This is a genomic window from Actinosynnema sp. NPDC004786 (genome assembly GCF_053601135.1).
The window spans coordinates 1-25,784 of the sequence record NZ_JBSGBG010000047.1; the positions used below are offsets into that span (position 1 = coordinate 1).

Here is a 25,784-nt window from a genome sequence, read left to right on the forward strand (position 1 = left end):
ATCGGGTAACTGTTGACGTTCCCGTTCTGCCAGATGTCCAACAAGTCCTCGGTCGTCCGCCACAGATCGGCGACCTCACCCCAGTTGTACTTGTCGCCGGTGATGGCGTGCAGGCTGTTGGGGTTGATGCTGTAGACGATCGGCCGGCCGGTGGCCCGCAACGCGTCGCGCATGGCGGTGAACCGGGCGACCTGCTCGTCGCGCGTGCCCCAGGGGTTGCACCAGTCGTACTTCAGGTAGTCCACGCCCCAGGACGCGAACGTCCGGGCGTCCTGCGCCTCGCGGCCCCCGCTGCCGGTCGAGCCGGGGTAGGTGCCGACCCGCTGCGCGCAGGTGCGGTCGGTCGGGGCCATGTAGATGCCGAACTTGAGGCCCCGGGCGTGGATGTAGTCGCCCAGCGCCTTCATGCCGCTCGGGAACCGGCCGGCGTGCGCGCGCAGGTTGCCCGCGCCGTCGCGCTCCGGCTCGTACCAGCAGTCGTCCACCACCACGTACTGGTACCCCGCGTCCCGCATCCCCGAGGACACCATCGCGTCCGCCGCCTGGCGGATCAGGCCCTCGTTGATGTTGCAGCCGAACGAGTTCCACGAGTTCCACCCCATCGGGGGCGTCAGCGCGGGGCTGCCGGGAGCGGCCGCGGCGGTGTCCGGGGCGGGCGGCGCGGTGGTCACCACGGCCGCCAGGGCGGCGGCGGCCGTGAGCAGGTGCAGGAGTCGCCTCCGCGGTCGAGTGGGCGTCATTGCCTCTCCTTGACTCTCGTCGCCCGGTGCGGGCAGGAGGTCTGCGGTGTTCTGTTAGCGCTAACAACCACTGCCGACCGGTCGGGCGACTCGACCGGTGCGCCGGGTGATCAGGTGGACATTGAACGTTACATTAGAGAGCGCGCCCGGCGGTGTCCAGGCTTGGGCCGAAGCCGACCGGGCCGCCGGTCAGGCGCTGCCGCCCCGCACGAGGTCGGTGGGCAGGAGCAGGCCGGGCTCGTCGTCGTGACCGTGCTCGACCTGGCGCAGGCAGCGGGCGACGAGTTCGTGCGAGATGCGCTCGACGGGGATGCGGGCGCCGGTCAGCGTGGGCTCGGTGACCAGGCCGACCGCGCCGCCGTCGAAACCCGTGATCGCCACGTCGTCGCCCACCCTGAGCCCGAGCGAGTGCGCGACGTTGACCACGACCGCGGCGACCGCGTCGCTGCCGGTCACGATCGCGCTCGGCGGGTTCTTGCCGGTCAGCAGTTGCCGCGCGCGGCGGCGGACGCCGCTGTCGGGGCCGCGGAACACCGAGGTCTTGGGCAGGCGGATGCCGTGGTGGGCCAGGCGCCGCACGACCCCGTCGAGCCGGTCGAGCTTCCAGTACTGGTCGCCGTCGGCCCCGAGGTAGGCGAACCGCCGGTGGCCCTCGGTGACGAGCAGGTCCACGATCTCGCGCATGCCGGCCGCGTTGTCGACGTCCACCCAGCGCTGCGGCAGGTCGGGCGCGAGGCGGCCGAAGCAGGCGAACGGGATGCGGCTGTCGGCCAGGAAGCGGGCCCGCTCGTCCTCGACGGTCGACTCCGACAGGATGATCGCGTCCACGGCGTGCCGGGCGACGAGGTCCTTGAACACGCCCAACGGGTCGTCCCGGCGGTGGGTGAACACCAGGACCTGGTGGTCGACGTCGGAGGCGGCCTTCACCAGGGACTGCAGGAAGTGCAGGGTGAAGCCCTGCGCGCGGTCGAGCTGCTCGCCGAAGATGTGGTAGCCGAGCTGGTTGGTGCGGCGCGAGCGCAACGTCTGCGCGGCCCGGTTCGGCTGGTAGCCCAGCGCCCGCATGGCGCTGGTGACCTTCTCGTACGTGGCGGTCGAGTAGTACTCGTCCCGCCCGTTGAGGACGTTGGACACGGTCTGCCGCGAGACGCCCGCGGCGGCGGCCACGTCCACGATGCCGACGCGCCGCCTCTCCTGATCAGCACCGCCTCGGGACACCGGTCCGCCCTCCTGTCGTCACCCGCCATCTTTCACCCTACGTGACGGGCTCGACACATTGAACGATCAATGTTGCCGACTCGTTACCGCGGTCGCCGTTGACCGCGTCGGGGTGCCGCTGACATCGTCCATGGAACGTTCAATGTGATGCCAACCCCCTGGAGGGCTGTGTGTCCACCGCGCCACCGGTCACCGCGCCGGCCGCCGACCACCCCGATGCCGCCGACCGGATCGTCCACCTGCGAGCCGGGGGCGTGAGCCTGGTGTTGCGCTGCAAGGACTCCCGGCTGCCGCACGTCCTGCACTGGGGCGCCGATCTCGGTCCCGGGGCGGATCCGGACGCGGTCGCGGCGGCGTCCGCGCCGGCCGTGGTGCCCAACGCGACCGACGTCCCGAGCGCCGTGGCGGTGGTGCCGGAGCACGCGACGGCCTGGCCCGGCCTGCCCGGCCTGCGCGGCCACCGCGACGGGCGCGACTGGTCGCCGCTGTTCACCGTCGAACGGGTCGCGGAGAGCGGTGGCACGTGCCTGGTCGCCGCGGCCGACGCGGAGGCCGGGCTCGCGCTCGACCTGGAGATCGGGCTGACCCCGGCTGGCCTGGTGCGGATGCGGGCCACCGTGCGCAACACCGGCGACACCCCCTACACCCTGAACGGGTTGGCGCTCACGCTCCCCGTGCCCGCCCGCGCGAACGAACTGCTCGACCTCACCGGGCGCTGGGGCCGCGAGCGCACGCCGCAGCGCAGGCCGTTCGGCGTGGAGGCGCACGTGCGCGACGGCCGGCGCGGCCGGACCGGGTCGGACGCCACGCTGGTCCTGGTGGCGGGGGAGAGCGGCTTCGGGTTCCGCCGGGGCCGGGTGTGGGGCGTGCACGTCGCGTGGAGCGGCAACCACCGCACCTACGCCGAGCGCGTGCCCACGGGGGAGGCCGTGCTCGGCGGCGGCGAACTGCTGCTGGACGGCGAGGTCCGGTTGGGGCCGGGGGAGACCTACACGACGCCCGAGGTGTTCGGCTCGTGCGGCGACGGCCTGGACGAGCTGTCCGCCCGCTTCCACCGGCACCTGCGCTCCCGGCCGCACCACCCGGCCGGCCCGCGGCGCGTGGTGCTCAACACCTGGGAGGCCGTGTACTTCGACCACGACCTGGACCGGCTGCGCGACCTGGCCGACCGGGGCGCGGCGGTCGGCGCGGAGCTGTTCGTGCTGGACGACGGCTGGTTCCGGGGCAGGCGCGACGACACCGCCGGCCTGGGGGACTGGCACGTGGACGAGCAGGTCTGGCCGGACGGCCTGCACCCGCTGGCGGACCACGTCCGGTCGCTGGGCCTGGAGTTCGGCCTGTGGGTGGAACCGGAGATGGTCAGCGCGGACTCGGACCTGCTGCGGGCGCACCCGGACTGGGTGCTGGCCACCGGCGGTCGCCGCCCGCCGCTGGTGCGCGGGCAGTACGTGCTCGACCTGACCCGCCGCGAGGCGTGGGAGCACGTGCTCGCGCGCCTCGACGCCCTGGTCGACGAGTACCGGCTGGCCTACCTCAAGTGGGACCACAACCGGGACCTGGTCGACGCGGGCGACTCGCGCACCGGCCGCGCCGCCGTGCACGCCCAGACGCTGGCCGTCTACCGGCTGTTGGACGAGCTGCGACGCCGCCACCCCGGCCTGGAGGTCGAGTCGTGCTCGTCCGGCGGGTCGCGGGTGGACCTGGGCATCCTGGAGCGCACCGACCGGGTGTGGGCCAGCGACTGCATCGACGCCCTGGAGCGCCAGGGCATCCAGCGCTGGACCGGCCTGCTGCTGCCGCCCGAGCTGGTGGGCGCGCACGTCGGCGCCGACCGGTCGCACACCACGGGCAGGCGGCACGGCTTGGCGTTCCGGGCGGCCACCGCGCTGTTCGGCCACCTGGGCATCGAGTGGGACCTGGCCGCCGCCGACGAGGCCGAGCTGGCCGAGCTGGCGCGCTGGGTGGCGTTCTACAAGGAGGTCCGCGGCTGGTTGCACCGCGGCCGGGTGGTGCGGGCGGACTCCCCCGACCCGGCCGTCCTGGTGCACGGCGTGGTGGCCGACGACGACGCGCAGGCGTTGTTCGCCGTGGTCGCGATCGCCTCGGGGACGACCACCTCGCCGGGTCGGGTCGCGGTGCCCGGCCTGCCACCCGACGTCCGCTACCACGTCCGTCCGGTGGACCACGGCGGCCTGCCGCCCTCCACCGCCCTGGTCCAGGTGCCCTGGCTGGCCACCGGCGTCCGCCTGTCCGGTCGGGAACTGGCCGAGGTGGGGGTGCAGGCCCCGCCGCTGCACCCCGAGCAGGCCCTGCTGCTGCACCTGGTGCGGGAGGAGCGCGCATGACCGCCGCCCACCCGGTCCGACGCCGCGGCGACCTGCGGGCGGCCGTGCTGTTCCTGCTGCCCGCGGGCTTCGGCTTCGCGCTGTTCTACGCGTGGCCCGCGCTGCAGACGTTCTACCTGAGCTTCACCGACTACAGCCTGCTGGCCACGCCGAACTGGGTCGGGGCGCAGAACTACCGCGACGCGCTGAGCGACCCGAAGTTCGGCAACGCGCTGCTGGTCACCGCCGAGTACGTGGTGATCAACATCGGCGTGCAGACCGTCGTGGCGCTGCTCATCGCGGTCCTGATGCACCGGTTGACGAAATCCTCGCTGGTGCGGGGACTGTTGCTGCTGCCGTACCTGATCGCGAACGTGGTGGTGGCGCTGGTCTGGTACACCATGCTCGACGCCCAGCTCGGCATCGTGAACGCGATGCTGTCGTGGGTCGGGATCGACCCGGTGGCGTTCTTCGGCGAGACCTCCACGGCCATCCCGACCATCGCGCTGGTCAACGTGTGGCGCCACATGGGCTACACCGCGCTGCTGCTCTTCGCAGGGCTCCAGGCCATCCCCAAGTCGGTGTACGAGGCCGCGGCCATCGACGGCGCGTCGGAGTGGCGGGTGTTCCGCAGCGTCACGTTGCCGCTGCTGCGGCCCGTGCTCGCGATGGTGCTCGTGCTGACGGTGATCGGGTCGTTCCAGATCTTCGACACCGTCGCCGTCACCACCCGCGGCGGCCCGGTCGACGCCACCCGCGTCATCTACTTCTACATCTACGAGAAGGCGTTCCAGCAGTTCGACTTCGGCTACGCGGCCGCGCTGTCGGTCGTGCTGTTCCTGATCCTCGCGGGCCTGGCGGTGGCGCAGCTGCGCCTGCTGCGCGCGGGCAGCTCGGACCTGGACTGAAGGAGCCGTGATGACCTCGACGACGATCGGCCCGCGGTGGCGGCGGGCGCTCGGCTGGGCGGTGCTGGCCCTGCTGGTGCTGATCACGCTGTTCCCGTTCTACTGGATGCTGCGCGTGTCGCTGTCGGACAACCGGGCGCTGGCCGCCAACGCCGACTCGCTGCTGCCCGCCGGGTTCACGTTGGGCGCGTACGAGCGCGTGCTGGGCCTGGCGTCGCTCGCGGAGGCCCGCGCCCAGGGCGGTTCCGGCGCGTCGATCGACTTCTGGCGCTACCTGCTGAACTCGGTGCTCACCTCGACGGTCATCACCGCCGGGCAGGTGCTGTTCAGCTCGATGGCCGCGTACGCGTTCGCGCGGTTGCGCTGGCGCGGGCGGGAAGCGGTGTTCTTCGTCTTCCTGACCGCGCTGATGATCCCGCCGATCTTCACCGCGCTGCCCAACTTCGTGCTGATGCGCGACCTCAAGCTGCTCAACACCTACGCGGCGGTCGTGCTGCCGTTCTTCTTCATGACCCCGTTCGCGGTGTTCTTCATGCGCCAGTTCCTGCTCGGCCTGAGCCGCGAGGTCGAGGAGGCCGCGCGCATCGACGGGGCCGGGCACCCGAGGATCTTCTTCCGGATCGTGCTGCCGATGAGCCGGGCGCCGCTGGCCACGGTGGCGCTGCTGGCCTACATCACCGCGTGGAACGAGTACTTCTGGCCGCTGCTGGTCGGCCAGGGTGAGGGCGTGCGCGTCCTCACGGTGGCGCTGGGCGTCTTCCGCTCGCAGACACCGCAGGGCAGCCCCGACTGGGCCGGCCTCATGGCCGCCACCCTGCTCGCGGCGCTGCCGGTCATCGCGCTGTTCGCCGCCTTCGGGCGCCGGATCGTCGACTCCATCCAGTTCTCCGGCATCAAGTAGCCGTCCGGACACGGGTGGGACAAAGGAGTTCACCGTGCACAACAAGTTGTCCAAGCCGGCCGCCCTGGCCGCCGCCGTCTCGTTGGCGCTCGCGGGCTGCGCGGGCGCGCCGGGTGGGGGCAGCGGCTCCGACGAGATCACCTACTGGCTGTGGGACGCCAACCAGCTGCCCGCCTACCAGGCGTGCGCCACGTCGTTCCAGCAGGCCAACCCCGGCACCACCGTGAAGATCGAGCAGTTCGGGTGGGCCGACTACTGGAACAAGCTGACCACGGACCTCGTGGCGGGCACCGCGCCGGATGTGTTCACCAACCATCTCAACTACTTCCCGACCTACGCGGCCAAGGACCAGCTCCTGCCGCTCGACGAGTTCGTGGCCCGCGACGGCGTGCCCACCGACGTCTACCCCAACGGCCTGGCCGACCTGTGGACCACCCGGGACGGCAAGCGCTACGGCCTGCCCAAGGACTTCGACACCGTCGCCCTGTTCTACAACAAGAAGATGCTCGCCGACGCCGGCGTCGCCGAGGCCGACCTGGCCAACCTCACCTGGAACCCGCAGGACGGCGGCACCTACGAGAAGCTCATCGCGCGGCTCACCGTGGACGCCAACGGGGTGCGCGGCGACGAGCCCGGCTTCGACAAGTCGAAGGTGGCGGTGCACGGGCTGGGCCTGGACGAGAACAACGTCGCGGGCGTGGGCCAGCAGATGTGGAGCATGTACGCGCTGAGCACCGGCTGGACCTACACCGACGAGAACCCGTGGGGCAGCCGCTTCAACTACGACGACCCCCGCTTCCAGCAGACCATGGCCTGGTTCCGCGGCCTGATCGACAAGGGCTACCTGCCCAGCCTGGCCACCGCGCGCTCCGGCACGAGCGTCAACGACGGCTTCGGCGCGGGCAAGTACGCGCTGAGCACGAACGGTTCGTGGATGATCAACAGCTACTTCGGCTACGACGGCGTCGAGGTCGGCGTCGCGCCGACCCCGACCGGCCCGTCCGGCAAGCGCGCCACCATCTTCAACGGCCTGGCCGACTCGATCTACACGGGCACCGACAACCGCGAGGGCGCCTGGAAGTGGGTCAGGCACCTGGCCTCCGCCGAGTGCCAGAAGGCCGTGGGCGAGCACGCCGTCGTGTTCCCGGCGCTGCCCGAGGCCCTGGCCGTGGCCAAGGAGCGGTTCGCGGCCAAGGGCGTGGACATCACCGCGTTCACCCGGCCGCTGGAGGAGGGCGCGACGCACCTGTTCCCGATCACCGACCACGCCCCCGAGATCTCCGCCGTCATGGGCCCGGCCATCGACGCGGTGCTGGCCTTCCAAGCCGACCCGTCCTCGTTGACCCAGGCCAACGAGCAGGTCAACGCGCTGTTCCGGTAACCACCCACCCCGGTAACCCTGTGGAGCGACGATGCGACACCGACCGGCAAGACCCCGACTCCCGATCGGCGCGGTAGCCGCCGCGCTGCTGCTGGCGACCCTGTCGCCGACGACCCCGACCGCCGCCGCCCGGACCGAACCCGCCGCCGAGACCCTGCGCGTGGACCTCGCCGCCCCCACCGGGGCGTTCCGCGGCGGCGCGACCGGCATCCTCTACGGCCTGGGCGACCCCGGCGTGCCGTCGCGCGACCTCATCGCCGGCATGAAGCCCCGCACCATCGCCCAGAAGCCGCCGGACGGCGAACAGCACCCCAACGGCGACGCCCTCGTGGTGGCCGACGACCTCTTCGCCGCCGGCGGCGCGGACGTCTTCATCAACTCCCAGGACATCTACAGCGCCTGGCCCTACCAGGACCTGGGCATCGACGACTACATCGCCCGGCTGCGGCCCCAGCTGGAGAAGGTGGCCGCGCGACCGGACCGCGACCGGTTCGTGTGGACGATCTTCAACGAGCCCGACTGGATCTGGTACGGCGACTGGGCCACCAAGAAGGACAAGTTCCTCGCCGACTGGACCAAGGTCTACCGGACCGTCAGGTCGGTGCTGCCCACCGCGCGCATCGACGGGCCCGGCGAGGCGAGCTACAACCCGGGCAGGCTGCGCGACTTCCTCGCCTACGCCAAGGCGAACGACGTGCTGCCCGACATCGTCACCTGGCACGAGCTGAGCCCGGACTCCCTGAACCACTACCGCGCCCACTACGAGGACTACCGGGCCCTCGAGAAGTCCCTGGGCATCGGACCGCTCCCGATCAACATCACCGAGTACACCAACCGCCGCGACACCTCCGTGCCCGGTCAGCTGATCCAGTGGATCACCATGCTGGAGGACACCAAGGTCGACGGGCAGATGGCGTACTGGTCGCTCGCCGGCAACCTCAGCGACCAGGCCGTGCGCACGGGCCGCGCCAACGGCGGCTGGTGGCTCACCAAGTGGTACGCCGACCTGTCCGGCGACACCGTCCGCGTCACCGCGCCCCGCCCCAGCACCCGGGACACGTTGCAGGGCCTGGCGACGCTGGACCGCGCCGACGCGAAGGCGACCGTGCTGCTCGGCGGCACGGCCAACCCGGTGGACGTCGCCGTCACCGGTCTGGACCGGCGGTTGTTCGGCGGTCACGTCGACGTGCGCGTGTCCAAGACCACCTGGTCCGGCTACGAGGGCGACGCCGGGCAGCCACCGGTCGTCGCGGCCTCCCGCGTCCGGGTCTCCGACGGCGAGCTCACCGTCAAGGTGCCCGGCGGCGACCCCCTCGCCGCCTACCAGGTGATCGTCACCCCGGCCGGCCTCGCCCCGGCCCCGGTCGCCGACGCGCCCTGGACCTCCCGCCACGAAGCCGAGTCCGGCCTGGTGGAGAACGCCTCCGTGGTCGACCAGTCGGACCCGTCGGGTTGGCGGTACACCACGTCCGGCGGCAAGGACGTCGGCTACATGAACAACGCCGGCTCGCGGGTCACCGTCGAGGTGGACGTGCCGCGCACCGGGACGTACCGGCTGGGCGTCCTGTACGGCACCAACGGGTTCGTCGGCAGGCAGGCCCTCTACGTGGACGACGCCCACGTCACCACGCTGACCTTCCCGGCCACGCTGAACTGGCAGTACCGGGGCAGGCTCGACACGCCGGTCCAGCTCGCCGCCGGCCGGCACCGCATTTCCCTGCGCACCAGCGACCCCACCGGGTTCCTCGGCCGCCCGGCCGACATCGCGCTGGACCGCATCGACCTCACCGAGGTCACCGGTCCGGAGAAGGCGAGCTACCCGTTGGCCGACGCGCGCCGCACCGGTGGTTCGGTCGACCGCGGGGTCCGGGCCCTGCGGGCGCTCGTGCCGAACGCCGTGGTCCTGCGCCCCGGTGACGCCGTGACCGCCTACGTGTCCGCCGCGGAGGACGGCTACTACGCGTTGTCCACCACCTGGTTCGGCACCGGCCACAGCGCACTGGGCCTGACCCTGTCCGGCCGCCGCGTCGCCGGCGGCGACCTGACCGCCGACCGGGCGGGCGCGTGGACCGGCCGCGCGACGGTGCACCTCAAGGCCGGGATCACCGAGGTCGTGCTGTCCAACGAGGGCCGGAGCCCCCTGGTCGTCGGCACGCTCGACCAGGTGCGCGCCCAGGACGCCGACCGGCGTGCGGTCCGCGTCGAGGCGGAGACCGGGCGGCTCGGCGGGGGAGCGGCGACGGCGACGGGCCCGTGGGCCTCCGGCGGCAGCTACGTCGGGTGGCTGGGCAACGGCGGCACGCTCACCGTGCCGCGGCCCGAGGGCGTTCGCGGGGCGGGCCAGTACAACCTGACCGTCGCCTACGCGCAGGCGGAGAAGAACACCGGGCACCCGTACAACACCGACGCGATCACCCGGTACCTCGACGCCACCGAGGCCGGCGGCGGCACGACCCGCGCGCCGTACCGGCACAACTACACCTGGGACGGCTTCTGGCCCGAGACCTCGCCGCTCGACCTGGTCACCGACGACGGCGACCTCACCTTCGGCAACGCCGGCGGCTGGGGCCCGAACGTGGACTGGGTCCAGCTCGCCCCGCTCGTCGCCGGGAAGGCGGTGACCTCGCGGGGCTGACCGACGCGGTGTCCCGGCCGGGCGCGAACCCGGCCGGGGCACCCGCCTGTCCGGCTCTACGCCTCGTGCCGGGTGAGCACGAGAGGTTCGTCGTCCGTGATGGCGATCGTGTGCTCGGAGTGCGCCGTGCGCGAGCCGTCGGCCGAGCGGATCGTCCAGCCGTCGTCGTCGTAGACGATCCGGTCGGTCGTGCGGGTGAACCACGGTTCGAGCGCGAGGGTCAGGCCCGGCCGCAGCACGAGACCCCGGCCGGGCCGGCCCTTGTTGGAGACGTGGAGGTCCTCGTGCATCGTGCGGCCGATGCCGTGGCCGCCGAACTCGGTGTTGACCGGGTAGCCGTGGTCGCGGGCGACGGACCAGATGGCCGCCGAGATGTCGCCCAGGCGGTTGCCCGGCCGCGCGACCGCGATGGCCGCCTCCAACGCCTCCTCGGTGGCCCGGATGATCCGCAGGTCCTCCTCGGCGGGCGTGCCGACGACGAAGGTGCGCGCCGAGTCGGCCACCCAGCCGTCGATGCCGACCGCGAGGTCGGCGCTGAGCACGTCGCCGTCGCGCAGCACGTAGTCGTGCGGCAGGCCGTGCAGCACGGCGTCGTTGACGGACAGGCAGATGACGTTGCGGAACGGGCCGCGCCCGAACGACGGCGCGTAGTCCCAGTAGCAGGACTCCGCGCCGCGCCGCGCGATCATGCCGCGCACGTGGTGCTCCAGGTCCAGCAGGTTGACGCCCACCTCGGCGAGGCGGGCGACCTCGGCGAGCGCCTCGGCCACGAAGCGCCCGGCGACGTGCATGCGTTCGATCTCCGCAGGCGTCTTCAGCTCGATCACGAGTACCTCGCGTCCCATCGGTATAGTAATACCGAAACGCTAGCACTTGTCGGTATAGTAATACCAACCTTATCCTGGGCGCATGGTCCGCCAACCCCTCACGCCCGAGCAGGTCGAAGCCGGCAGGCGTCTCGGCGCGCTGCTGCGCCGCGCGCGAGCGGGGCGTGACCTGGCGGAGGTGGCGCGGGCGGCCGGCGTGTCGCCGGAGACGCTGCGCAAGATCGAGACCGGACGGCTGCCGTCGCCCGGGTTCGGCACGATCGTCTGCCTCGGCGAGGCGCTCGACGTGCCGATCGAGGAGTTGGCGGCGACCTGGCGCGGCACCGGCCTGCCGCTGGAAGCGGCCTCCTGACCAGGGCCTGTGCCGCCTGTCGGCCGGCCACGGCTGTGTCGCTGGAAGCGGACTCCCGACGACCGCCGGCCGCCCGTGGCGGGCGGCCGGCCGGTCCGCGGTCAGGACGCGGTGCAGCTCAGCGTCGGGGTGCCGAGCGTGCCGGAGGCGACGAAGCCGAACGTGGTGCTCGCCCCGGCGGCCAGTGAGCCGTTGTAGCCGACGTTGCGCGCGGTGACGGACGTCCCGCTCGTGGTCGCGGCGGCGCTCCAGATCGAGTTGATCCGCTCGCCGTTGGCGAACGTCCAGGTCACCGCCCAGCCGGTGATGGCGGCGGACCCGGCGGTCACGCGGACCTCGGCCTGGAAGCCGCCGTTCCACTGCGAGGTGGTGCGCAGCGTCGCCGAGCAGCCGCGTGCCGGGACGTCGGTGGTGGTGGTGGTCGTGGTCGTCGTCGTGGTGGTGGTGCTGGTGGGCGTGGTCGTGGTGGTGGTCTGCCCGCCGTCGGTGAAGTTGACGTCGCTGCAGAAGTAGTAGGACTGGTCGAGGTGGCTGGCCTGCCAGACCGTGTAGAGGACGTGGTGGCCGGTGCGGCCGGGCGCGTTGACCTCGACCGGCGTGGTGGTGCCGGTGGCGATCCGGCCGGTCTGCCCGACCAGTTCCAGGTCGCTCCACTTGAGCTTCTGGGTCTTGGGGTCGAAGCCCTGCCGGGTGGCGTAGACCCGCATGTAGTCCGCGCCGTGCGACGACTGGTCGTGCAGGTTCAGCGTGAACCGGCTCGGCCGGTCGACGGTCTTCCAGTTGCCCGGCTCGTCGAACGCGGCGTAGCGCCCGTTGTGCGCCAGGCCCGCGCTGCACAGCTGGCCGTCCGGGATCGCGGCCTGGTGGTTGCCGGCGACGCCCTCGCGGAACAGGCCGTTCCAGTTGTACATCGCGGACGCGTCGGCCTGCCAAGCCTTGTAGCACATGGGGTCTTCGGTGGCCATCTGCTGCGTGGGGCCGTTCGGCCACCGGTGGTAGCAGGCGTACTGGCGCGCGGGCGGGTCGCTGACCGAGCCGTGCGCGGACGCGGTGCCCGCGCTCAGCGTCACCAGGAGGGTGGTCAACAGCGCCAGGCACGCGCCGAGTGCCGCCGCAGCCCGCCACAGCGCGCCGGGGCGCGACGGCACCCGCACGGACAGCGCTGCTCGCGGCTGGTTGGGAGCGCTCCCAGAGTGAAGCATGTGTACCGCCAAATCTTCGTTGATCGACGACGTGGACTTCGACGGCTCCGCACTGCGGTGGGAACCGGTACCGCTCGGACTCCTTGCCGCGGTCGAACGGACCGCGAGGGGCTGCCGGGCCGCTCTGGGAGCGCTCCCAGCGGTGGTCAGTGTTGGGAGGACGCCACCGGCTCGGCATCGGCCATACGGGTGATGTTGCGCAAAGCGTCCGGTCGGTTGGCCGGGGAGTGCGGGAACCGTCGGCGGGCGAGCGGCCGTTCGGCTCCTTGCGCGTGGCCGGTCGTCGTGGTCGCACGAGGGCGAGGGATCGACCCGACCGGCGGTGATCGGGTCCGTCTGGACGGCGAAGCCCACCCCGGCGGTTCGTGGATGACCTGACGTCGGGGCGCGGGCGTTCGCGCGGCCGGGTGTGCGCCGAGCGGGGGGTGCGGACCGGTGGCTCCGCACCCCCGGTGCTCAGGGCGCGTTGTCGGTGACCGTGCCGACGACCGTGACGGTGTTGGCCCCGGGTTGCAGGTTCGCCAGGTCGAAGCGGACCTGTTCGGCCGGCTCGGCTTGCCCGTCCGGCGCCGTCAGCACGAACACCTCGCGGTTCACCTCGCCGGGCGTGAAGTAGGCCGTCACCGACACGCGGGTGCTCGACAGCGGCCGGGAGGGGAGCGGCTCCTCCTGGGAGACGCGCTGGCGGAACCAGGTCTCGTCCACGTCCGTGGTGGACAGCTCGACCCCGCCCGGGGCGACCGCCCGGCCCTGGACCGTGACGTTCGAGTCGGCGGCCGAGGACAGGGTGATCCGCCACGCCAGCGTGCCGCCCTCGGTGACCGCGTCGGTGACCGGAGTGGCGGTCAGGGTCGGCAGCGGGTCGTCGTTCGGCACCGTCAGCCGGTTCACGAAGCGGCCGACGACCGCGCCCCCCACGGCCTTGGCCAGCACCGGACGCCTCGCGTCGAAGCTCCAGCGGGTGTTGCCGGTGATCTGCACCGGCACCTCGACCTCGCGTTGCCCCGGCTCGATCGCCACCGCGTGCTCGGTGTACGTGCGGCCGTCCGCGTTCTGCACGAACACCCACACCGAACCCGTGCCGCGGCCGGTGACCGAGACCGGGAACCGGGCGGTCCGGGTGCCCGAGTCGCCCTCCTCGACGGTCAGCGCGCCCACGTCCACCCGCGGCAGCGCCACCGGGCGCGGGTCGGGCAGGCCCGGGGACCAGCCGTGGGCGTCGATGAGCCACGCCTCCCCGACGCCGCCCTCCGGCACGAGTTCCAGCTCGGCGACGCGGCCCAGGTCGATCCCGCGCGCCGGCAGCGGCACGCGGACCTCCTGCGCCCACCGGGCGGAGATCCGCTCGGTGGCGGGCAGCCCGTCCAGCGCCACCGTGCCGAGCCGGGCGCGGCGACCGGCGGCGTCGGTGACGGCCACGGCGAAGCGGTTGCCGGCGGTGTTCGGCGGCACGATCAGCCGCAGCGCCAGGTGCCGTGCCCCGGCCAGGGACACCGGCGCACCCGGCCGCACGGTGGCGGCCTGCCCCTCGGCGGTCCACCGCAGCGCCACGGCGAACCGGCCGGGCTCCGGGACGATGCGGCTGAGCCGGGCGAAGTGCGGTGACGGGCGGGTGGCGGCCGGGTCGACGCACGCCGCGGCCGGGTCGGCCGACACCTGCGCGCAGACCTGTGCCGACCCGCCGGCGGAGGTCGCGCCGTCGGGCACGACGAACGGGGAACGCGCGCCGCCGACCGCGTGGGCGAGCACGCGCGCGGGGTCGGCCGAGGGCGCGCGGACGCCGGAGCCGTCCAGCAGCGGCAGCACGCGGCGGTCGCCCGCGACGAACAGCCGTGCCGCCGCGGCGATGTAGGTCGCGCCCGCGGTCTGCTGCTGCTCGGCCGTGAGCCGGGTGGCGGTGCCCGGCGAGCACACCGCGTCGACCCAGGTGTCGCGGAAGTCGTCGTTCGCCGGGGCTTCCGCCTGACCGGGCGTCCACTCGGTGTTGAAGAAGTTGTGGTTCGCGCCGACGAAGTACAGCGCGCTGTGCAACGCGGCACCCCGGCTCACGCCGCGCGTCGCGTCCACGGTCAACTGGCCCTGGAGGTCGGAGACGTCGCCGTCGCAGCCGGGCAGGATCGCCACCGACGGCACGTCCGGGGCCGGGTTGTGGCCGAAGATGGTCGAGCCGATGAGCACGTCGCCCCTGATGGTCCAGCGCACCGGGCCGTCGTAGCCGCTGCCCGGCGGCGGGGGCGAGAGGCTGTCGATCGCGGCCCGGTTGACGCCGTCGCCGCCGCGCGAGTGCCCGACCAGGAGCACCTTGTCGAGGTCGGCGACGGGTGCGGCGCGCACCACGTCGGGCGCGGACCGCCGACCGGCCCCCGCCCAGTCCGCCCACTTCGCGAGGTGCGCGCGGACCAGCGCCGACCGCGCGCCCGCGCCGGATTCGAGGTCCAGGGTGTCGTGGGCGTTGACCGCGTTGGCCGAGACGGACACCGTGACGTAGCCCTGCGAGGCGAGCAGTCGCTGCGCCTGGAGGTAGCCGCGGTGGCTCGGCACCGGCTCGGTGTTCGCCGGGCACGGCCACTCCAGCAGGGCCTGGGGACCGTTGTAGCAGGTGATGTGCCTGCCGTGCAGGAACAGGGCCAGCGGGCGCCTGCCCGGCGCGTCGGTCGGCGCGACGACCACGCCCCGCATCTCCAGTGGCACCGGGTACCCGGGCACGGTGATCGGGTCGAGTTCGTACTCGCCGGTGCGCGTGGCGAACGGGCCGGGCGTGCCGGGGTCGGTGTCGCCGGCGGGCAGCGCCGCGGGCGGGGTCGCGGCGACCGCGGTCGACGGGGGCACGGGCTCCTCGACGTCCAACCGCCGGCCCGACGCCCGCACCTGGAGCCGTTCGGGATCGGCGGTCGCCGCCCCGTCCAGGGTGTACGTGCGCAGGTCGGCCGACGGGCGCGGCACACCGAGGAACCGGTCGCCGTCCCAGAACTCCACCTCAGCCCCGCCCGGCGGCACCGGGGCGGGCGCCGTCCACGCCAGCCGCGAGCCGGTGACCGCCCACCCCGTCGGCGGCGGCTCGGCCGCCTGTCCGGCGTGGGCCGTCGCCGCGACGGGCGTGGCGAGAGCCGCTGCCATCAAGGCGGGCAATAAGAGTTTCAGCGAGCGCATGCGCGATCCCCTCCTGAACCGAGCCGGCGGCCGACCAGTTGTAGCGGTGCCGATCACGGGGTCACAAGCGTTCGCGAAACTGTTGCGGGCCCGAGGCGGGGATACTTCCCGAAAGTCCTTGGTCTCGGCCGGAGGGTGGCCCGAGCGGCCCTGGCGCTCCCGGGCTTGTCGGTGCACCACCCGCTCCGCCCGAGATCAGGGGAGATCGACCGCTTCGGACGTCCGGCCCTGGTGGAACGAGGAGACGTCGGCGGGTACCCCGGCCTGGACCTGCCGCCCTACCGCCGCGGAGAGCCGTCGTCGGGCAGGCGCACCAAGGCGTGCACGGTGGTGCCGTCCGGTCTGGTGTGGGTGCGGACGAGGTCGGCCAGCATGTTCACCACGAGCAGGCCCCGGCCGCCCTCGCGGTCCGGACCCGCCGGGCGTCGGCCGGCGAGCGGGTCGGTCAGCCGGCCGGAGTCCTCGACGGTGCAGACGACGTGGTGGTCGTCCCGCCAGACGGTCAGCCGGCAGCCGCCGTCGGTGTGCCGGAGGCTGTTCGTCACCAGCTCGGTGGTGATGAGCGCGAAGTTGGCGACCTGCTCCGCCGGCAGGCCGTGGCGTTCCGCCTCGCGGGTGGCCAGCCGGCGGGCCTCGCGCACCCCGGTCGTGGCGGTGACGTCGAGCGCGGTCGCGTCCGGGGTCGGGGTGATGGGCCGGTTGTGGCGGTCCACGACGACGTCGGGGGCGAAGTGCTCGCTGTCGTACCGCCGGGTGGCGTCCCACACCAGCGGGTGCGTCGCCAGGGCGTCGGCCAGGACGTGGTCGGCCAGGCGGACGGTGTCGTAGGGGCAGGCGATGGTGAGGTCGCGCCCCGCGAACGCCAGGTTGATCAGCGCCTCGTGCTGGGCGCAGGCCGGGTACTCGGTGTCGCTGCGGCCGGCCCAGATCGGTTCGCCGATGATGTGCACGTGCGTGCCCGGGTGGCTGTCGGCGAAGCGGCGCAGCACCGCGGGGATGATGCGGCCGGGGTTGCGGCCCTCGACCGACATGTCCAGCAGCAGCACGTCGGCGGCGCGCTCGCCGAGGGCCTCGCGCAGCAGCGCCAGCCTCGGCCCGGGCACCGCCGCGGCCACCGGCCGGCCGTGCGCCAGCCCGTCGAGGACGAACGGGACGAGCAGGTCCAGGTACTCCTGGTCGGAGCCGTAGAACACGGCCGGGTGGACGAAGTCGCCCAGGGGCGGGACGTCGGTGATGGTCACGCGGCACTCTCCACGCGGATGTTGGACAGGCCGAGCAGGTCGACCAGGGTGGCCGCGCCCGGCCACGAGGTGCGCAGCACGACGGTCGCCCCGAGGCCGTCGGCGTGCGCGGACAGTCGGGCCAGGGCGCGGTGGTCGATGAACTCCAACGTCCGGCCGTCCACCTCCAGGAGTCCGTCGCGCAGGTGCGGCTCGGACCGCGCCAGCGCGAGGGCGAACAGGTCGTTGTTGGTCGGGTCCAGCTCGCCGCCCAGGACGGCGGCGCCCCCGGCCGCCGCGTGCAGCCGGAAGCCGGGCAGCGCGTCGTTGGCGCTCGGGTGCATGCAGGCGAGCTGCCCGAACGCCGCGTCGCCGACCTCGGTGGAGTACGCGCACAGGGCCGAGAACGGCCGGTCCGCCATGTAGTGGTCGATCGCGTTCTCGTAGCGGGCGAAGGCCGCGAGCTGCTCCGGCGTGCGCACGAGCGGCGTGCAGTCGGCGGCGACGCGCAGGCCGGCGTGCCCCTCGGCCAGCGCCGCCCCGGTGGCCTCGGCGTAGGCGCGCACCTGGGCGGCGGGGTCGAGCACCGCGCCCACCGGGTACGTGGCGTCCAGCGACACGACGCGCGCCGCGCCGGTCCGCAGGCCCCCGGCGAGTTCGGCGGTCCCGCGCAGGTCCTCGAGGAGGTCGGCCGGCGAGCCGGTGGCGACGTACCAGACCTGGAGGTTGCGCGCGAGGCCGTCGACCAGGAACTCGCGGACGCGGGCGCGGAACTCGTCGGGCGCGGGGTACCGCCAGCACACGTGGTCGTGCGGGCCGAGCCCGTCGAGCCGGTTCACCAGGCCGGACGTGCGTGCCGCGGGGCGCGGGTTCGCAGTGCGGGCACCGGTTCCGTTCGCCGGTCCGCTGGGGTGCCCCTCGGTCGCGCCGCGGGGGCCGGAGACGTGCGCCTCGGTCCTGCCCACCGTTCCGGGCGCCCCGGTCCCGCTCGCGAGTCCGGTGTGGCGGTCGCGACGGCGGCGCAACGCGACGGTCCCGGGTTCGGCGGACTCGTGCCGGTCCGCGTCGTGCCCGTCGTCGGCCCGGCCCCGCGCCTCGGCGGCGGGCCGCGCACCGCGATCGTGCGGATCGCGCGTCATCTGTGCACCCTTCACCGCGTCCGTGCCCCGGACGACCGACACGAGACCGGTGGCGGAGCTGGGATCAGGATGCTGCGCTGTTGAACACCCTCGGGCACAAAGGTAGCGCACGTGCCCGCCCGATCGGACCAGTCGTGCGTTCGCGTCGCGGCCGAACGCGCTGCCCGTGCCGCCGACCCGCCGTGGCCGATCGCGCTCGGCGGGCGAGCGTCACGCGCCGGTGGCCGACCGCGCCGCTTGCCTGACGCGCCGCTTGGCTGATCGCGCCGTTGGTGGCGGGTCAGTGGCCGATCGCGTGGCGACGGCCGCCGCGCCGTCAGCGGCCGGACGGCGCGGCCAGGGCGAGCCGGGCGAGCAGGTCGCGGCCCAGTTCGGCGTGGCGCGGTTCGCACAGGACGTCGTAGCGGCCGGCGACGAGCTGCGTCGTGGAGGCGAAGTCGCGCCTGCCCCGCAGCGACGCGTACCCCGCCGCGGCGAAGGCCGTGCCGAAGAGGACGCCGGTGACCAGCCCGGTCAACAGCGGCACCGGGAGCGGGCCGGTGCTGAACAGGCCGAGCAGCAGGCCGACGAACAGGCCGAACCACGCCCCGGACGCCGCGCCGCCCGCCAGCACGCGCCGCCACGTCAACCGCCCGACGACCCGTTCGACGATCATCGGCCCGACGCCGACGATGGTGACCTCGTGCACCGGGAAGTCCCGGCCCGCCAGGTGGTCGACGGCGCGCTGGGCTTCGGCGTAGGTGGCGTACGAGCCGATCGGCCACCCCGTGGGCGGCGTCGGCAGGTCGGCGGGTCGGGTGTGCAGGAGCTGGGTCGCGGACGTCATGGGTGGGACACCTCCGTGGGTCGGGTCGCCACCGGCGGTGGCCGGTGGCGCGGGTGGGCCGGCGAGCCCTCCCGCGAGGGCTCGCCCGGGATCACCTGCCGGTGATGGCGATGCGTCGCGGCCTGGCCGCCTCGCCCTTGGGCGCCCGCACCGTGAGCACCCCGTCGGCCAGCTCGGCCGCGACCGCGTCGGCGTCCACCTCGCGCGGCAGCGTCACCCGGTAGGCGAACCGGCCGGTGCGGCGGGTGCGGTGCCGGAACAGGCCCTGCCGCTCCTTCTCCTTGAACTCGCCGCTGATGGCCAGCTCACCGCCGGCCAGCTCGACGGCGACGTCCTCGCGCCGGACACCGGGCAGCTCGACCTCCACCAGGTAGGCGTCCTCGGTCTCGCTCACGTCGGCCGACGGCGACCACGCGCCGTCCGGACCACCGGACACGGTGTCCATCCAGCGGCCGAGCTGTCGGTAGAGGTCCTCGAACTCCCGGAACGGGTCCCACCGGTCCGGCGAACGGGACGGTCGCACGGCTGGCAGCGTCATGGCTCCTCCTCCCAACGGGTCTTCGTCCTCCGGGGGCGCGTCCGGAACGCGCCCTCACCTCTTATGACGAACTTGCGCCTCCCCGTGTTCCCGAAGTTGAGCCCAGGCGGCTCAAGTGCGCGAAGGGCCGCGGGGTCGACCACCCCGCGGCCCTTCGATCGGGGAGCCGCCCGGTCAGCGGGCGGCGTACTGCTGCGCCACCTCCGCGTCGGTCAGGGCGCGGTTCACGGCGCGGACCTCGTCGACCTCGCCGTGCCAGAAGTCGACGTTCGCGCCCGCGTACCTGGCCCGCCCGATGGCCAGCGGCCCGGTGCTCACCTCGTCCGGCCCGATCGGGATCGCGGCGGCCCGCACGCCGTCGACGTACAGGCGCGTCTCCCCGGCCGCCTCGTCGCGCACGCCGACCAGGTGGTACCAGCGGCCGGGCTCCGGGGTGGCGGCCAGCGTGGCCCGCCTGCCGCCGGGCACGCTGAACGCCCACCTGCCCTGCCCGTACTGGAGGTAGAACGGGTTCTCCACGCGCCGCCCGTCCTGGCTGACGGCGGTGGCGTAGTTGCCGGGCAGCGAGTCCAGCGCCACCCACGCCGACACCGAGTACGAGCCGGTGGTGTCGAGCACCGGCCCCTCGGTCTGGGCGTAGTCCCCGGAGCCGTCGAACGCGAGCGCCTGCCCGCGCACGCCGGTCGTCCAGGCCGCGTCCCCGCTCAGGGCCACGGGGTTCGGCGCGCCGGCGGTGTCGTCGCCGTTGCCGTCGAGCGACCACGAGCCCTGGCCGTCGTAGGTGCGCCCGGCCGCCGCCGCGCCGGCCGCGACGACCCGCCGGTTGACCTCCCGCACGGGACCGGGGTCCACCTTGATCTCGCGCCGGTCGTAGGTCCACAGGCCGTTCAGCTCGGTCTCCACGTCGGTGATCTGCGTGTAGACCGACCCGGACAGCTCCGCGCGGGCCGCGTCGAGGTAGAACGTCTCCGTGTTCGACACGTACTTGGCGGTCAGCGCCGCCTTGTCGGCCACGCCGCTGTAGATCACGGCCGGCGCGCCGGGCCACTGGTGGCCGGGGGTGCGCAGGGTGAACCCGCCGTGCTCGCCGTCCATCGCCACGCGGGTGGCGTCCGGCCACGCCGGGTCGGTGTTGTTGTAGTCGTGGTGGTCGATCACGTCGCCCTTGCCGGAGTCGCCCTTGGAGGCGCAGCAGTTGACGCCGCTGTGCGCGTTGACGACCCGGGACGGGTCGGCGGCCTTGACCGACTCGGCGATGCGGCCGGTCTCCTCCCGGTCCCACTCGCCCCAGCCCTCGTTGAACACGATCCAGCCGATGATCGCGGGCGAGTCGTGCAACTGCTCCATGGCGCGCCTGCCCTCGGTGAGGAACGCCTGCCGCCCGCTCTCGTCCGTGACGTTGACGTTCACGAAGTCCTGCCACACCAGCAGGCCCAACCGGTCGGCGTGGTAGTACCAGCGGGCCGGCTCCACCTTGATGTGCTTGCGCAGCGCGTTGAACCCGAGGTCCTTCTGCGCCTTGATGTCCCACGCCAGCGCCTCGTCGCTGGGCGCGGTGTTCAGGCCGTCCGGCCAGAAGCCCTGGTCCAGCATGGCCAGCGAGAACACGGGCTTGCCGTTGAGGACCAGCTTCGGGAACCCGGCGACGGTCTGCACGCCGATCGAGCGCATGCCGAAGTAGCCGGCGACGCGGTCCTTGGCGCGGCCGTCGCGCAGCGACACGTCGAGGTCGTACAGGTACGGGTCGTCCGGGCTCCACAGGCGCGGGTCGGGCACCGGCAGGGTCAGGTCGGTGTTCGGCGCGCCGGTGACCGTGCCGACCTCCTTGCCCCGGTGGTCGCGCGCGGTGGCGGTGACCCGGGCGTTCGGCGACGCCGTCGAGGACGACACCCGGACGGTGAGCGTGCCCGTGGTGATGTCCGGTGTGGTCTTGACGTCGTCGATCGCCTTGTCCGGCACGGGCTCCAGCCACACGGTCTGCCAGATGCCGGACGACTGCGTGTAGACGATGCCGCCGGGGTTGCGCGACTGCTTGCCGATCGGCTGGTTGTCGCCCGTGGTGTCGGTGACGGCGACGATCAGCTCGTGCCTGCCCGTGCCGCGCAGGGCGTCGGTGATGTCGGCGGTGAACGCGGTGTAGCCGCCGGTGTGCTCGGCGACGAGCGTGCCGTCCACCCAGACCCGGGCGTGGTGGTCGACCGCGCCGAAGTTGAGCTTGAGCCGCTGGTCGCGGCCGATCCGCCAGCCGCGCGGCACCTCGAACTGCCGGCGGTAGAACATGTGGTCCTCGTGCCGCTCCAGCCCGGACAGCTGGGACTCCACCGGGAACGGCACGGTGATCCGCTCCGGCAGCGCGCGGCCGAACACCGGCTGCTGCCCAGCGGTGGCGGCGGAGAACTCCCACTGGCCGTTGAGGTTCAGCCAGTCGTCGCGCCGCTGCTGCGGGCGCGGGTACTCCGGCAGCGGGTTGTTCCTGTCGACCTCCTCGCCCCACTCGGTCTTGAGCCGCCGGGTGGAGTTGTTGGTCGCGGTGCGGATGACCTGCGGCACGGTCTCGCCGCCGACGACCAGGCCGCCGTCGCCGTCGTAGGTGACCCGGACGCGCTGCGGTTCCTGGACGGCCGCGCCGAGCTTCACCACGACCCTGGTGCGGTCACGGCGGTCGACGGCGGCGGACTCGATCGGGAACGGCACGGTGTCCACCTCGACCTTCAGGTGGGCGCGCAGGTCGCCGAGCCGGTCGACCGGCCGGTCGAACGCGGCCTCCAGCGCCCGGCCGTCCGGCGACACGGTCAGCCCGACCGGGTAGACCGGGAAGTCGGCGGGCGGGAGGAACGCGGTCTCCGGCACCACCTGCTTGGCCAGCGTCGGCGTGGACCAGCGCAGCCGCAGGTTCGCGCCGCCGACGTCCTGGAACAGCTCCATCCGGAAGTCGTGCGGCTCGCCCGCGACCAGGCGGACCGGGGCGCTGTGCTGCTCGACGTCCCAGTCGCCGACCCAGTGGTCGATGACCGGCACGCCGTCGAGGAACAGGCGGAAGCCGTTGTCGCCGATGGCGTGGAAGGTGTAGTCGCCGGTGGCCGGTGCGGTGAGGCTGCCGGTCCACCGGGCCGTCGTGTGCTCGGTGCGGCCGGTGAGCTGCTGGAACGTGCCGGTCAGGTCGGCGAAGTCGATGTTCGGGTCGAGCGTGGCGCCGCCGGGCTCGGCGAAGTCGCGGGCGCCGGGTGCGGACATCCGGAAGTACTCGCCCTTCAAGCCGTGCGCGGGCGGCGCGGCGGCGGTGGCGGGCAGGGCGAGGACGGGGGTGAGCAGGAGTGCGAGGAACAGGGCGGACAGCCGGCGGGCGGCAGGGGGCATGAACGGTCTCCTCGGGCTCGACTATGAGGCCCATCACAACGTCGCTCATCTATCCACAGACCTCAGCAAAAGACAACAACAAGCGCCAATATGGGAGCGCTCTCAGAGGCGAACCGCTCAACCGCGGACAAAGGTTCGAACCATGGCGGCGGTGACTCGAAGCCGTCACCGTCGCCGCCCGACGACGTGCGCGGCGACGTGAGGGGAGCCGGACGGCGGCATCGTCCGGACGGCCGGCCGGGGCTTCACCGGGCCGGGACGGTTGAGGTCGCGGTGCGCGGGTAGGTCTGGCCTATGGCTGACACCCCGCTGACCGCGCTCGCGCTGACCTGTTCGCTGAAGCCGTCACCCGAGCCGTCGAGCACGGACAAGATCGCCCGTCAGGTGCTGGACGAGCTGGCCGCCCACGGGGTCCGGGGCGACCTGGTCCGGGTCGTGGACCACGACGTGCGCCCCGGCGTGCGGACCGACATGGGCGAGGGTGACGAGTGGCCCGCGATCCGGGAGCGGCTGCTGGCCGCCGACATCCTCGTGCTCGCCACGCCCACGTGGGTGGGTCACCCGTCCAGCGTCGCCCAACGGGTGATGGAGCGGTTGGACGCCGAGCTGTCCGAGACCGACGACGAGGGCCGCCTGCTCACCTACGGCAAGGTCGCGGTGGTGGCGGTGGTCGGCAACGAGGACGGCGCGCACAAGATCATCGCCGACTGCTTCCAGGCGCTCGACGACGTCGGCTTCACCATCCCGGCCAGCGGCGGCACGTACTGGAACTCCGAGGCGATGAACCCCAAGGACTACATCGACCTGGAGCGGACGCCGGACCCCGTGGCCGCGACCAACAAGAAGTTGGCGAGCAACGCCGCGCACCTGGCGCGGCTGCTCAAGCAGGCCGAGTACCCGCCGGTCGGGTGAGACCGGGCCACCCCAACCGCCACGACGTGAGGAGCGATCGGCGTGACCACGACGACGATGCCGATGTTGGAGACCTACCCGGCGGAGATCAACCTGGACCGGCGGAAGCTGGCCGGGGCGATCGACGCGCTGCTCGCGTGCGCCGAGGCGTGCACGGCGTGCGCGGACGCGTGCCTGAGCGAGAGTTCGGTGGCGGAGCTGACCAAGTGCGTCCGCACGAACATGGACTGCGCCGACATCTGCGGCACGACCGCGCGGGTGCTGTCGCGGCACACCGGGTACGACGCGAACATCACCCGGTCGCTGCTGGAGGCGTGCGCCATGGCGTGCCGGGCGTGCGGTGACGAGTGCGAGGCCCACGCGACCATGCACGAGCACTGCCGGGTGTGCGCCGAGGCGTGCCGGGCGTGCGAGCGGGCGTGCCGGGACCTGCTGGCCGCCATGGGCTGAGCGGTCGCGCGCGGGGGTGGCCGCCGTCGGCTGAGCGGTCACGTGCGGGGGTTGCCGTGGCGGTGGGCCTCACCGTTGCGCCTCCGGGATCTCGACCACGAACCGGGCCCCGCCGCCGGGGCGGTCCTCGACCCACACCGACCCGCCGTGCCGCTGGACGTGCTGGGCGACCAGGGCCAGGCCGAGGCCGCTGCCGGTGTCCGCGCCCCGGCTGCCCGCCCGCGTGCCCCGGTCGAAGCGGTGGAAGATGCGGTCGCGCAGCTCGGGCGGCACGCCCGGCCCGGCGTCGTCCACCTCCAGCCGGGCGCGGCCGTCCCGGGCCAGGACCGCGACCCGCACCGCGCCGCCGGCGTGGCGCTCGGCGTTGTCGAGCAGGTTGTTCACCACCCGGTCCAGCCGGCGGCGGTCGCCCAGCACCCGGGGCCCGGGGACACCGGTGCGCACCGGGACCTCCGTGCCGGGCCGGGAGTCCAGCACGTTGTCCACCAGCGACGCGAGGTCGATGACCTCCGGCTCGGCGTCGTCGGCCCGCTGGTCGGAGCGGGAGATCTCCAGCAAATCCACCACGGTCCGGGCGAAGCGGTCCACCTCGGACGTGAGCAGGTCCACGGCCCGCCCCGCGGTGCCGGGGATCTCCGCGCGGCGGCGGCGCAGCACCTCGGCGGCGTTGACCATGGTGGTCAGGGGCGAGCGCAGCTCGTGGCTGACGTCGCCGGCGAAGCGCGCGTCGCGCAGCACCCGTTCCTCCAGCGCGTCGGCGGTGGCGTTGAACGTCGTCGCCAGGTGCGCCAGGTCGGGGTCGGTCTGGGTCGGCAGGCGCGCCGCCAGGTCGCCGCCCGCCACCCGGGACGCGGCCTCGGTCAGCTCGGTCAGCGGGCGCAGGGCGCGGCGGCCGGCCCACGACCCCAGCGCGACGCCGAGCAACCCGCTGACCACGGCTCCGCTGATCAGCAGGACGCTGAGGAAGCGGAACGTGCGGTCGAGCTGCAGCAGCGGCGCGAGTTCGACGTAGGCGGCGTCGGTGGAGCTGATGGGCAGGCTGACGGCCAGCACCGGGATGCCGTCCACGACGAGCCGTTGCGTCGCCGGCGTGCCGCGGCGGCCGAGTTCGACCAGCCGGTCGGGCAACGCCCGGGGGTCGACCTGCCGCCCGCTCGTCAGGACCTGGCCGGACCGGTAGAGCACGACGGTCGAGTCCGGCCCGGTGGTCAGGCCGGTCAGCAGCTCCTCCAGCGCGTCGGAGCCGGTGCGCAGCGCCTCGTCGACGAGCCGGACGTTGACCTCGGCCTGCCGGATGGCGCTCTGCTCGCGCTGGCGCAGCATGTACCCGGAGGACAGGTTCCACACCAGCACCGCCACCGCGCTGGTCAGCAGCAACGAGCCCGCGCCCAGGACCAGCGCGACGCGCCAGCGCAACGACAGCCGGGGCATCAGGTTCTCACCTCGCGGTCCGCGCGGCGCACGACGGCGGCCGACCCCGGGTCGGCCCGTGGTCCGGCGGCTGGTCCCGGGTCGGTGCGTGGTCCGGCGGCCGGTCCCACACCGGCCCCTGGTCCGGCGGCCGCGTCGATGGCGGCGGGTCCCTCGTCGTCCTCGACCGGCGGCGCGGAGAGCGTCATGCCCGGATTCTCGGGTGGAGCCGCCGGCCGCGCCTCGTGGTGGTCGGCCGCGCCGGCGGGATGCAAGCCGATCGCAAGGTCGGGC

The 25,784-nt window shown here is 73.5% G+C and carries 19 protein-coding genes; 8 read left to right on the forward strand and 11 right to left on the reverse strand.

Features of this window, described 5'->3' with window-relative positions:
* A partial coding sequence (locus ACWEFJ_RS31725; protein ID WP_449715990.1) for a glycoside hydrolase family 27 protein occupies positions 1–740 on the reverse strand: 740 nt, incomplete at its 3' end.
* Between the two features lie 189 nt (positions 741–929).
* On the reverse strand, positions 930–1,958 hold the full coding sequence (locus ACWEFJ_RS31730) for a LacI family DNA-binding transcriptional regulator (protein ID WP_378097384.1): 1,029 nt from the start codon (positions 1,956–1,958) through the stop codon (positions 930–932).
* 170 nt (positions 1,959–2,128) lie between these two features.
* Here ACWEFJ_RS31730 and ACWEFJ_RS31735 point away from each other — a divergent pair, with 170 nt between their 5' ends.
* From ACWEFJ_RS31735 to ACWEFJ_RS31755, 5 genes are read left to right on the forward strand one after another with little or no spacing between them, the layout of a single operon-like run.
* Positions 2,129–4,303 (forward strand): alpha-galactosidase, encoded by a 2,175-nt coding sequence (locus ACWEFJ_RS31735; protein ID WP_449715991.1) that lies wholly within the window; start codon positions 2,129–2,131, stop codon positions 4,301–4,303.
* Positions 4,300–5,190, forward strand: a complete 891-nt coding sequence (locus ACWEFJ_RS31740; RefSeq protein ID WP_449715992.1) for a carbohydrate ABC transporter permease — start codon at positions 4,300–4,302, stop codon at positions 5,188–5,190. The genes ACWEFJ_RS31735 and ACWEFJ_RS31740 overlap by 4 nt, the downstream gene beginning before the upstream one ends.
* 10 nt (positions 5,191–5,200) lie before the next feature.
* A complete protein-coding gene (locus ACWEFJ_RS31745; protein ID WP_449715993.1) occupies positions 5,201–6,091 on the forward strand; it encodes a carbohydrate ABC transporter permease in 891 nt (296 codons plus the stop codon).
* A 34-nt stretch (positions 6,092–6,125) separates the two neighbouring features.
* The gene (locus ACWEFJ_RS31750) at positions 6,126–7,472 is read left to right on the forward strand and encodes an ABC transporter substrate-binding protein (protein ID WP_449715994.1); all 1,347 of its coding nucleotides are present in this window, start codon (positions 6,126–6,128) and stop codon (positions 7,470–7,472) included.
* A 31-nt stretch (positions 7,473–7,503) separates the two neighbouring features.
* Positions 7,504–10,107, forward strand: coding sequence for a hypothetical protein (locus tag ACWEFJ_RS31755; RefSeq protein ID WP_449715995.1), 2,604 nt, complete (start codon positions 7,504–7,506; stop codon positions 10,105–10,107).
* Between the two features lie 56 nt (positions 10,108–10,163).
* Here ACWEFJ_RS31755 and map read toward each other — a convergent pair whose 3' ends face one another.
* Positions 10,164–10,934, reverse strand: coding sequence for a type I methionyl aminopeptidase (map, locus tag ACWEFJ_RS31760; RefSeq protein ID WP_378097830.1), 771 nt, complete (start codon positions 10,932–10,934; stop codon positions 10,164–10,166).
* Between the two features lie 82 nt (positions 10,935–11,016).
* Between map and ACWEFJ_RS31765 the strand changes: the two genes are divergently transcribed.
* A complete protein-coding gene (locus ACWEFJ_RS31765; protein ID WP_378097827.1) occupies positions 11,017–11,286 on the forward strand; it encodes a helix-turn-helix transcriptional regulator in 270 nt (89 codons plus the stop codon).
* Positions 11,287–11,387: 101 nt separating this feature from the next.
* Here ACWEFJ_RS31765 and ACWEFJ_RS31770 read toward each other — a convergent pair whose 3' ends face one another.
* The 7 genes from ACWEFJ_RS31770 to ACWEFJ_RS31800 form a co-directional block, all read right to left on the reverse strand.
* Positions 11,388–12,440 carry a lytic polysaccharide monooxygenase auxiliary activity family 9 protein gene (locus tag ACWEFJ_RS31770; protein ID WP_449715996.1) on the reverse strand — a complete coding sequence of 351 codons (1,053 nt, stop codon included), beginning with the start codon at positions 12,438–12,440 and terminating at the stop codon, positions 11,388–11,390.
* 504 nt (positions 12,441–12,944) lie between these two features.
* The gene (locus tag ACWEFJ_RS31775) at positions 12,945–15,605 is read right to left on the reverse strand and encodes a hypothetical protein (protein ID WP_449715997.1); all 2,661 of its coding nucleotides are present in this window, start codon (positions 15,603–15,605) and stop codon (positions 12,945–12,947) included.
* 311 nt (positions 15,606–15,916) lie between these two features.
* On the reverse strand, positions 15,917–16,879 hold the full coding sequence (locus ACWEFJ_RS31780; RefSeq protein ID WP_378097160.1) for an anti-sigma factor RsbA family regulatory protein: 963 nt from the start codon (positions 16,877–16,879) through the stop codon (positions 15,917–15,919).
* On the reverse strand, positions 16,876–17,997 hold the full coding sequence (locus ACWEFJ_RS31785; protein WP_449715998.1) for an MEDS domain-containing protein: 1,122 nt from the start codon (positions 17,995–17,997) through the stop codon (positions 16,876–16,878). The genes ACWEFJ_RS31780 and ACWEFJ_RS31785 overlap by 4 nt, the downstream gene beginning before the upstream one ends.
* A gap of 316 nt (positions 17,998–18,313) precedes the next feature.
* Positions 18,314–18,823 (reverse strand): general stress protein, encoded by a 510-nt coding sequence (locus tag ACWEFJ_RS31790; protein ID WP_449715999.1) that lies wholly within the window; start codon positions 18,821–18,823, stop codon positions 18,314–18,316.
* Between the two features lie 91 nt (positions 18,824–18,914).
* Positions 18,915–19,361 (reverse strand): Hsp20/alpha crystallin family protein, encoded by a 447-nt coding sequence (locus tag ACWEFJ_RS31795; protein WP_449716000.1) that lies wholly within the window; start codon positions 19,359–19,361, stop codon positions 18,915–18,917.
* Positions 19,362–19,535: 174 nt separating this feature from the next.
* Entirely contained in the window at positions 19,536–22,718 is a 3,183-nt protein-coding gene (locus tag ACWEFJ_RS31800) for a LamG-like jellyroll fold domain-containing protein (RefSeq protein ID WP_449716001.1), read from the reverse strand.
* 294 nt (positions 22,719–23,012) lie between these two features.
* On the opposite strand from ACWEFJ_RS31800, the gene ACWEFJ_RS31805 reads away from it, so the two are divergent.
* Both ACWEFJ_RS31805 and ACWEFJ_RS31810 read left to right on the forward strand, forming a co-directional pair.
* Positions 23,013–23,630, forward strand: a complete 618-nt coding sequence (locus ACWEFJ_RS31805; RefSeq protein ID WP_378097174.1) for a flavodoxin family protein — start codon at positions 23,013–23,015, stop codon at positions 23,628–23,630.
* 42 nt (positions 23,631–23,672) lie between these two features.
* Positions 23,673–24,080: a four-helix bundle copper-binding protein gene (locus ACWEFJ_RS31810; protein ID WP_378097176.1), complete on the forward strand. Its 408-nt coding sequence runs from the start codon at positions 23,673–23,675 to the stop codon at positions 24,078–24,080.
* A 69-nt stretch (positions 24,081–24,149) separates the two neighbouring features.
* Here ACWEFJ_RS31810 and ACWEFJ_RS31815 read toward each other — a convergent pair whose 3' ends face one another.
* The gene (locus ACWEFJ_RS31815) at positions 24,150–25,511 is read right to left on the reverse strand and encodes a sensor histidine kinase (RefSeq protein ID WP_449716002.1); all 1,362 of its coding nucleotides are present in this window, start codon (positions 25,509–25,511) and stop codon (positions 24,150–24,152) included.
* Positions 25,512–25,784: the final 273 nt, after the last annotated feature.

Excerpts from the sequence above, each read along its gene's own strand:
- ACWEFJ_RS31815 (WP_449716002.1), bottom strand. The coding sequence starts at position 25,511 with ATGCCCCGGCTGTCGTTGCGCTGGCGCGTCGCGCTGGTCCTGGGCGCG.
- ACWEFJ_RS31790 (WP_449715999.1), bottom strand. The coding sequence starts at position 18,823 with ATGACGTCCGCGACCCAGCTCCTGCACACCCGACCCGCCGACCTGCCG.
- ACWEFJ_RS31805 (WP_378097174.1), top strand. The coding sequence starts at position 23,013 with ATGGCTGACACCCCGCTGACCGCGCTCGCGCTGACCTGTTCGCTGAAG.
- ACWEFJ_RS31765 (WP_378097827.1), top strand. The coding sequence starts at position 11,017 with ATGGTCCGCCAACCCCTCACGCCCGAGCAGGTCGAAGCCGGCAGGCGT.
- ACWEFJ_RS31775 (WP_449715997.1), bottom strand. The coding sequence starts at position 15,605 with ATGGCAGCGGCTCTCGCCACGCCCGTCGCGGCGACGGCCCACGCCGGA.
- ACWEFJ_RS31795 (WP_449716000.1), bottom strand. The coding sequence starts at position 19,361 with ATGACGCTGCCAGCCGTGCGACCGTCCCGTTCGCCGGACCGGTGGGAC.
- ACWEFJ_RS31740 (WP_449715992.1), top strand. The coding sequence starts at position 4,300 with ATGACCGCCGCCCACCCGGTCCGACGCCGCGGCGACCTGCGGGCGGCC.
- ACWEFJ_RS31800 (WP_449716001.1), bottom strand. The coding sequence starts at position 22,718 with ATGCCCCCTGCCGCCCGCCGGCTGTCCGCCCTGTTCCTCGCACTCCTG.
- ACWEFJ_RS31785 (WP_449715998.1), bottom strand. The coding sequence starts at position 17,997 with ATGACGCGCGATCCGCACGATCGCGGTGCGCGGCCCGCCGCCGAGGCG.
- ACWEFJ_RS31755 (WP_449715995.1), top strand. The coding sequence starts at position 7,504 with ATGCGACACCGACCGGCAAGACCCCGACTCCCGATCGGCGCGGTAGCC.
- ACWEFJ_RS31745 (WP_449715993.1), top strand. The coding sequence starts at position 5,201 with ATGACCTCGACGACGATCGGCCCGCGGTGGCGGCGGGCGCTCGGCTGG.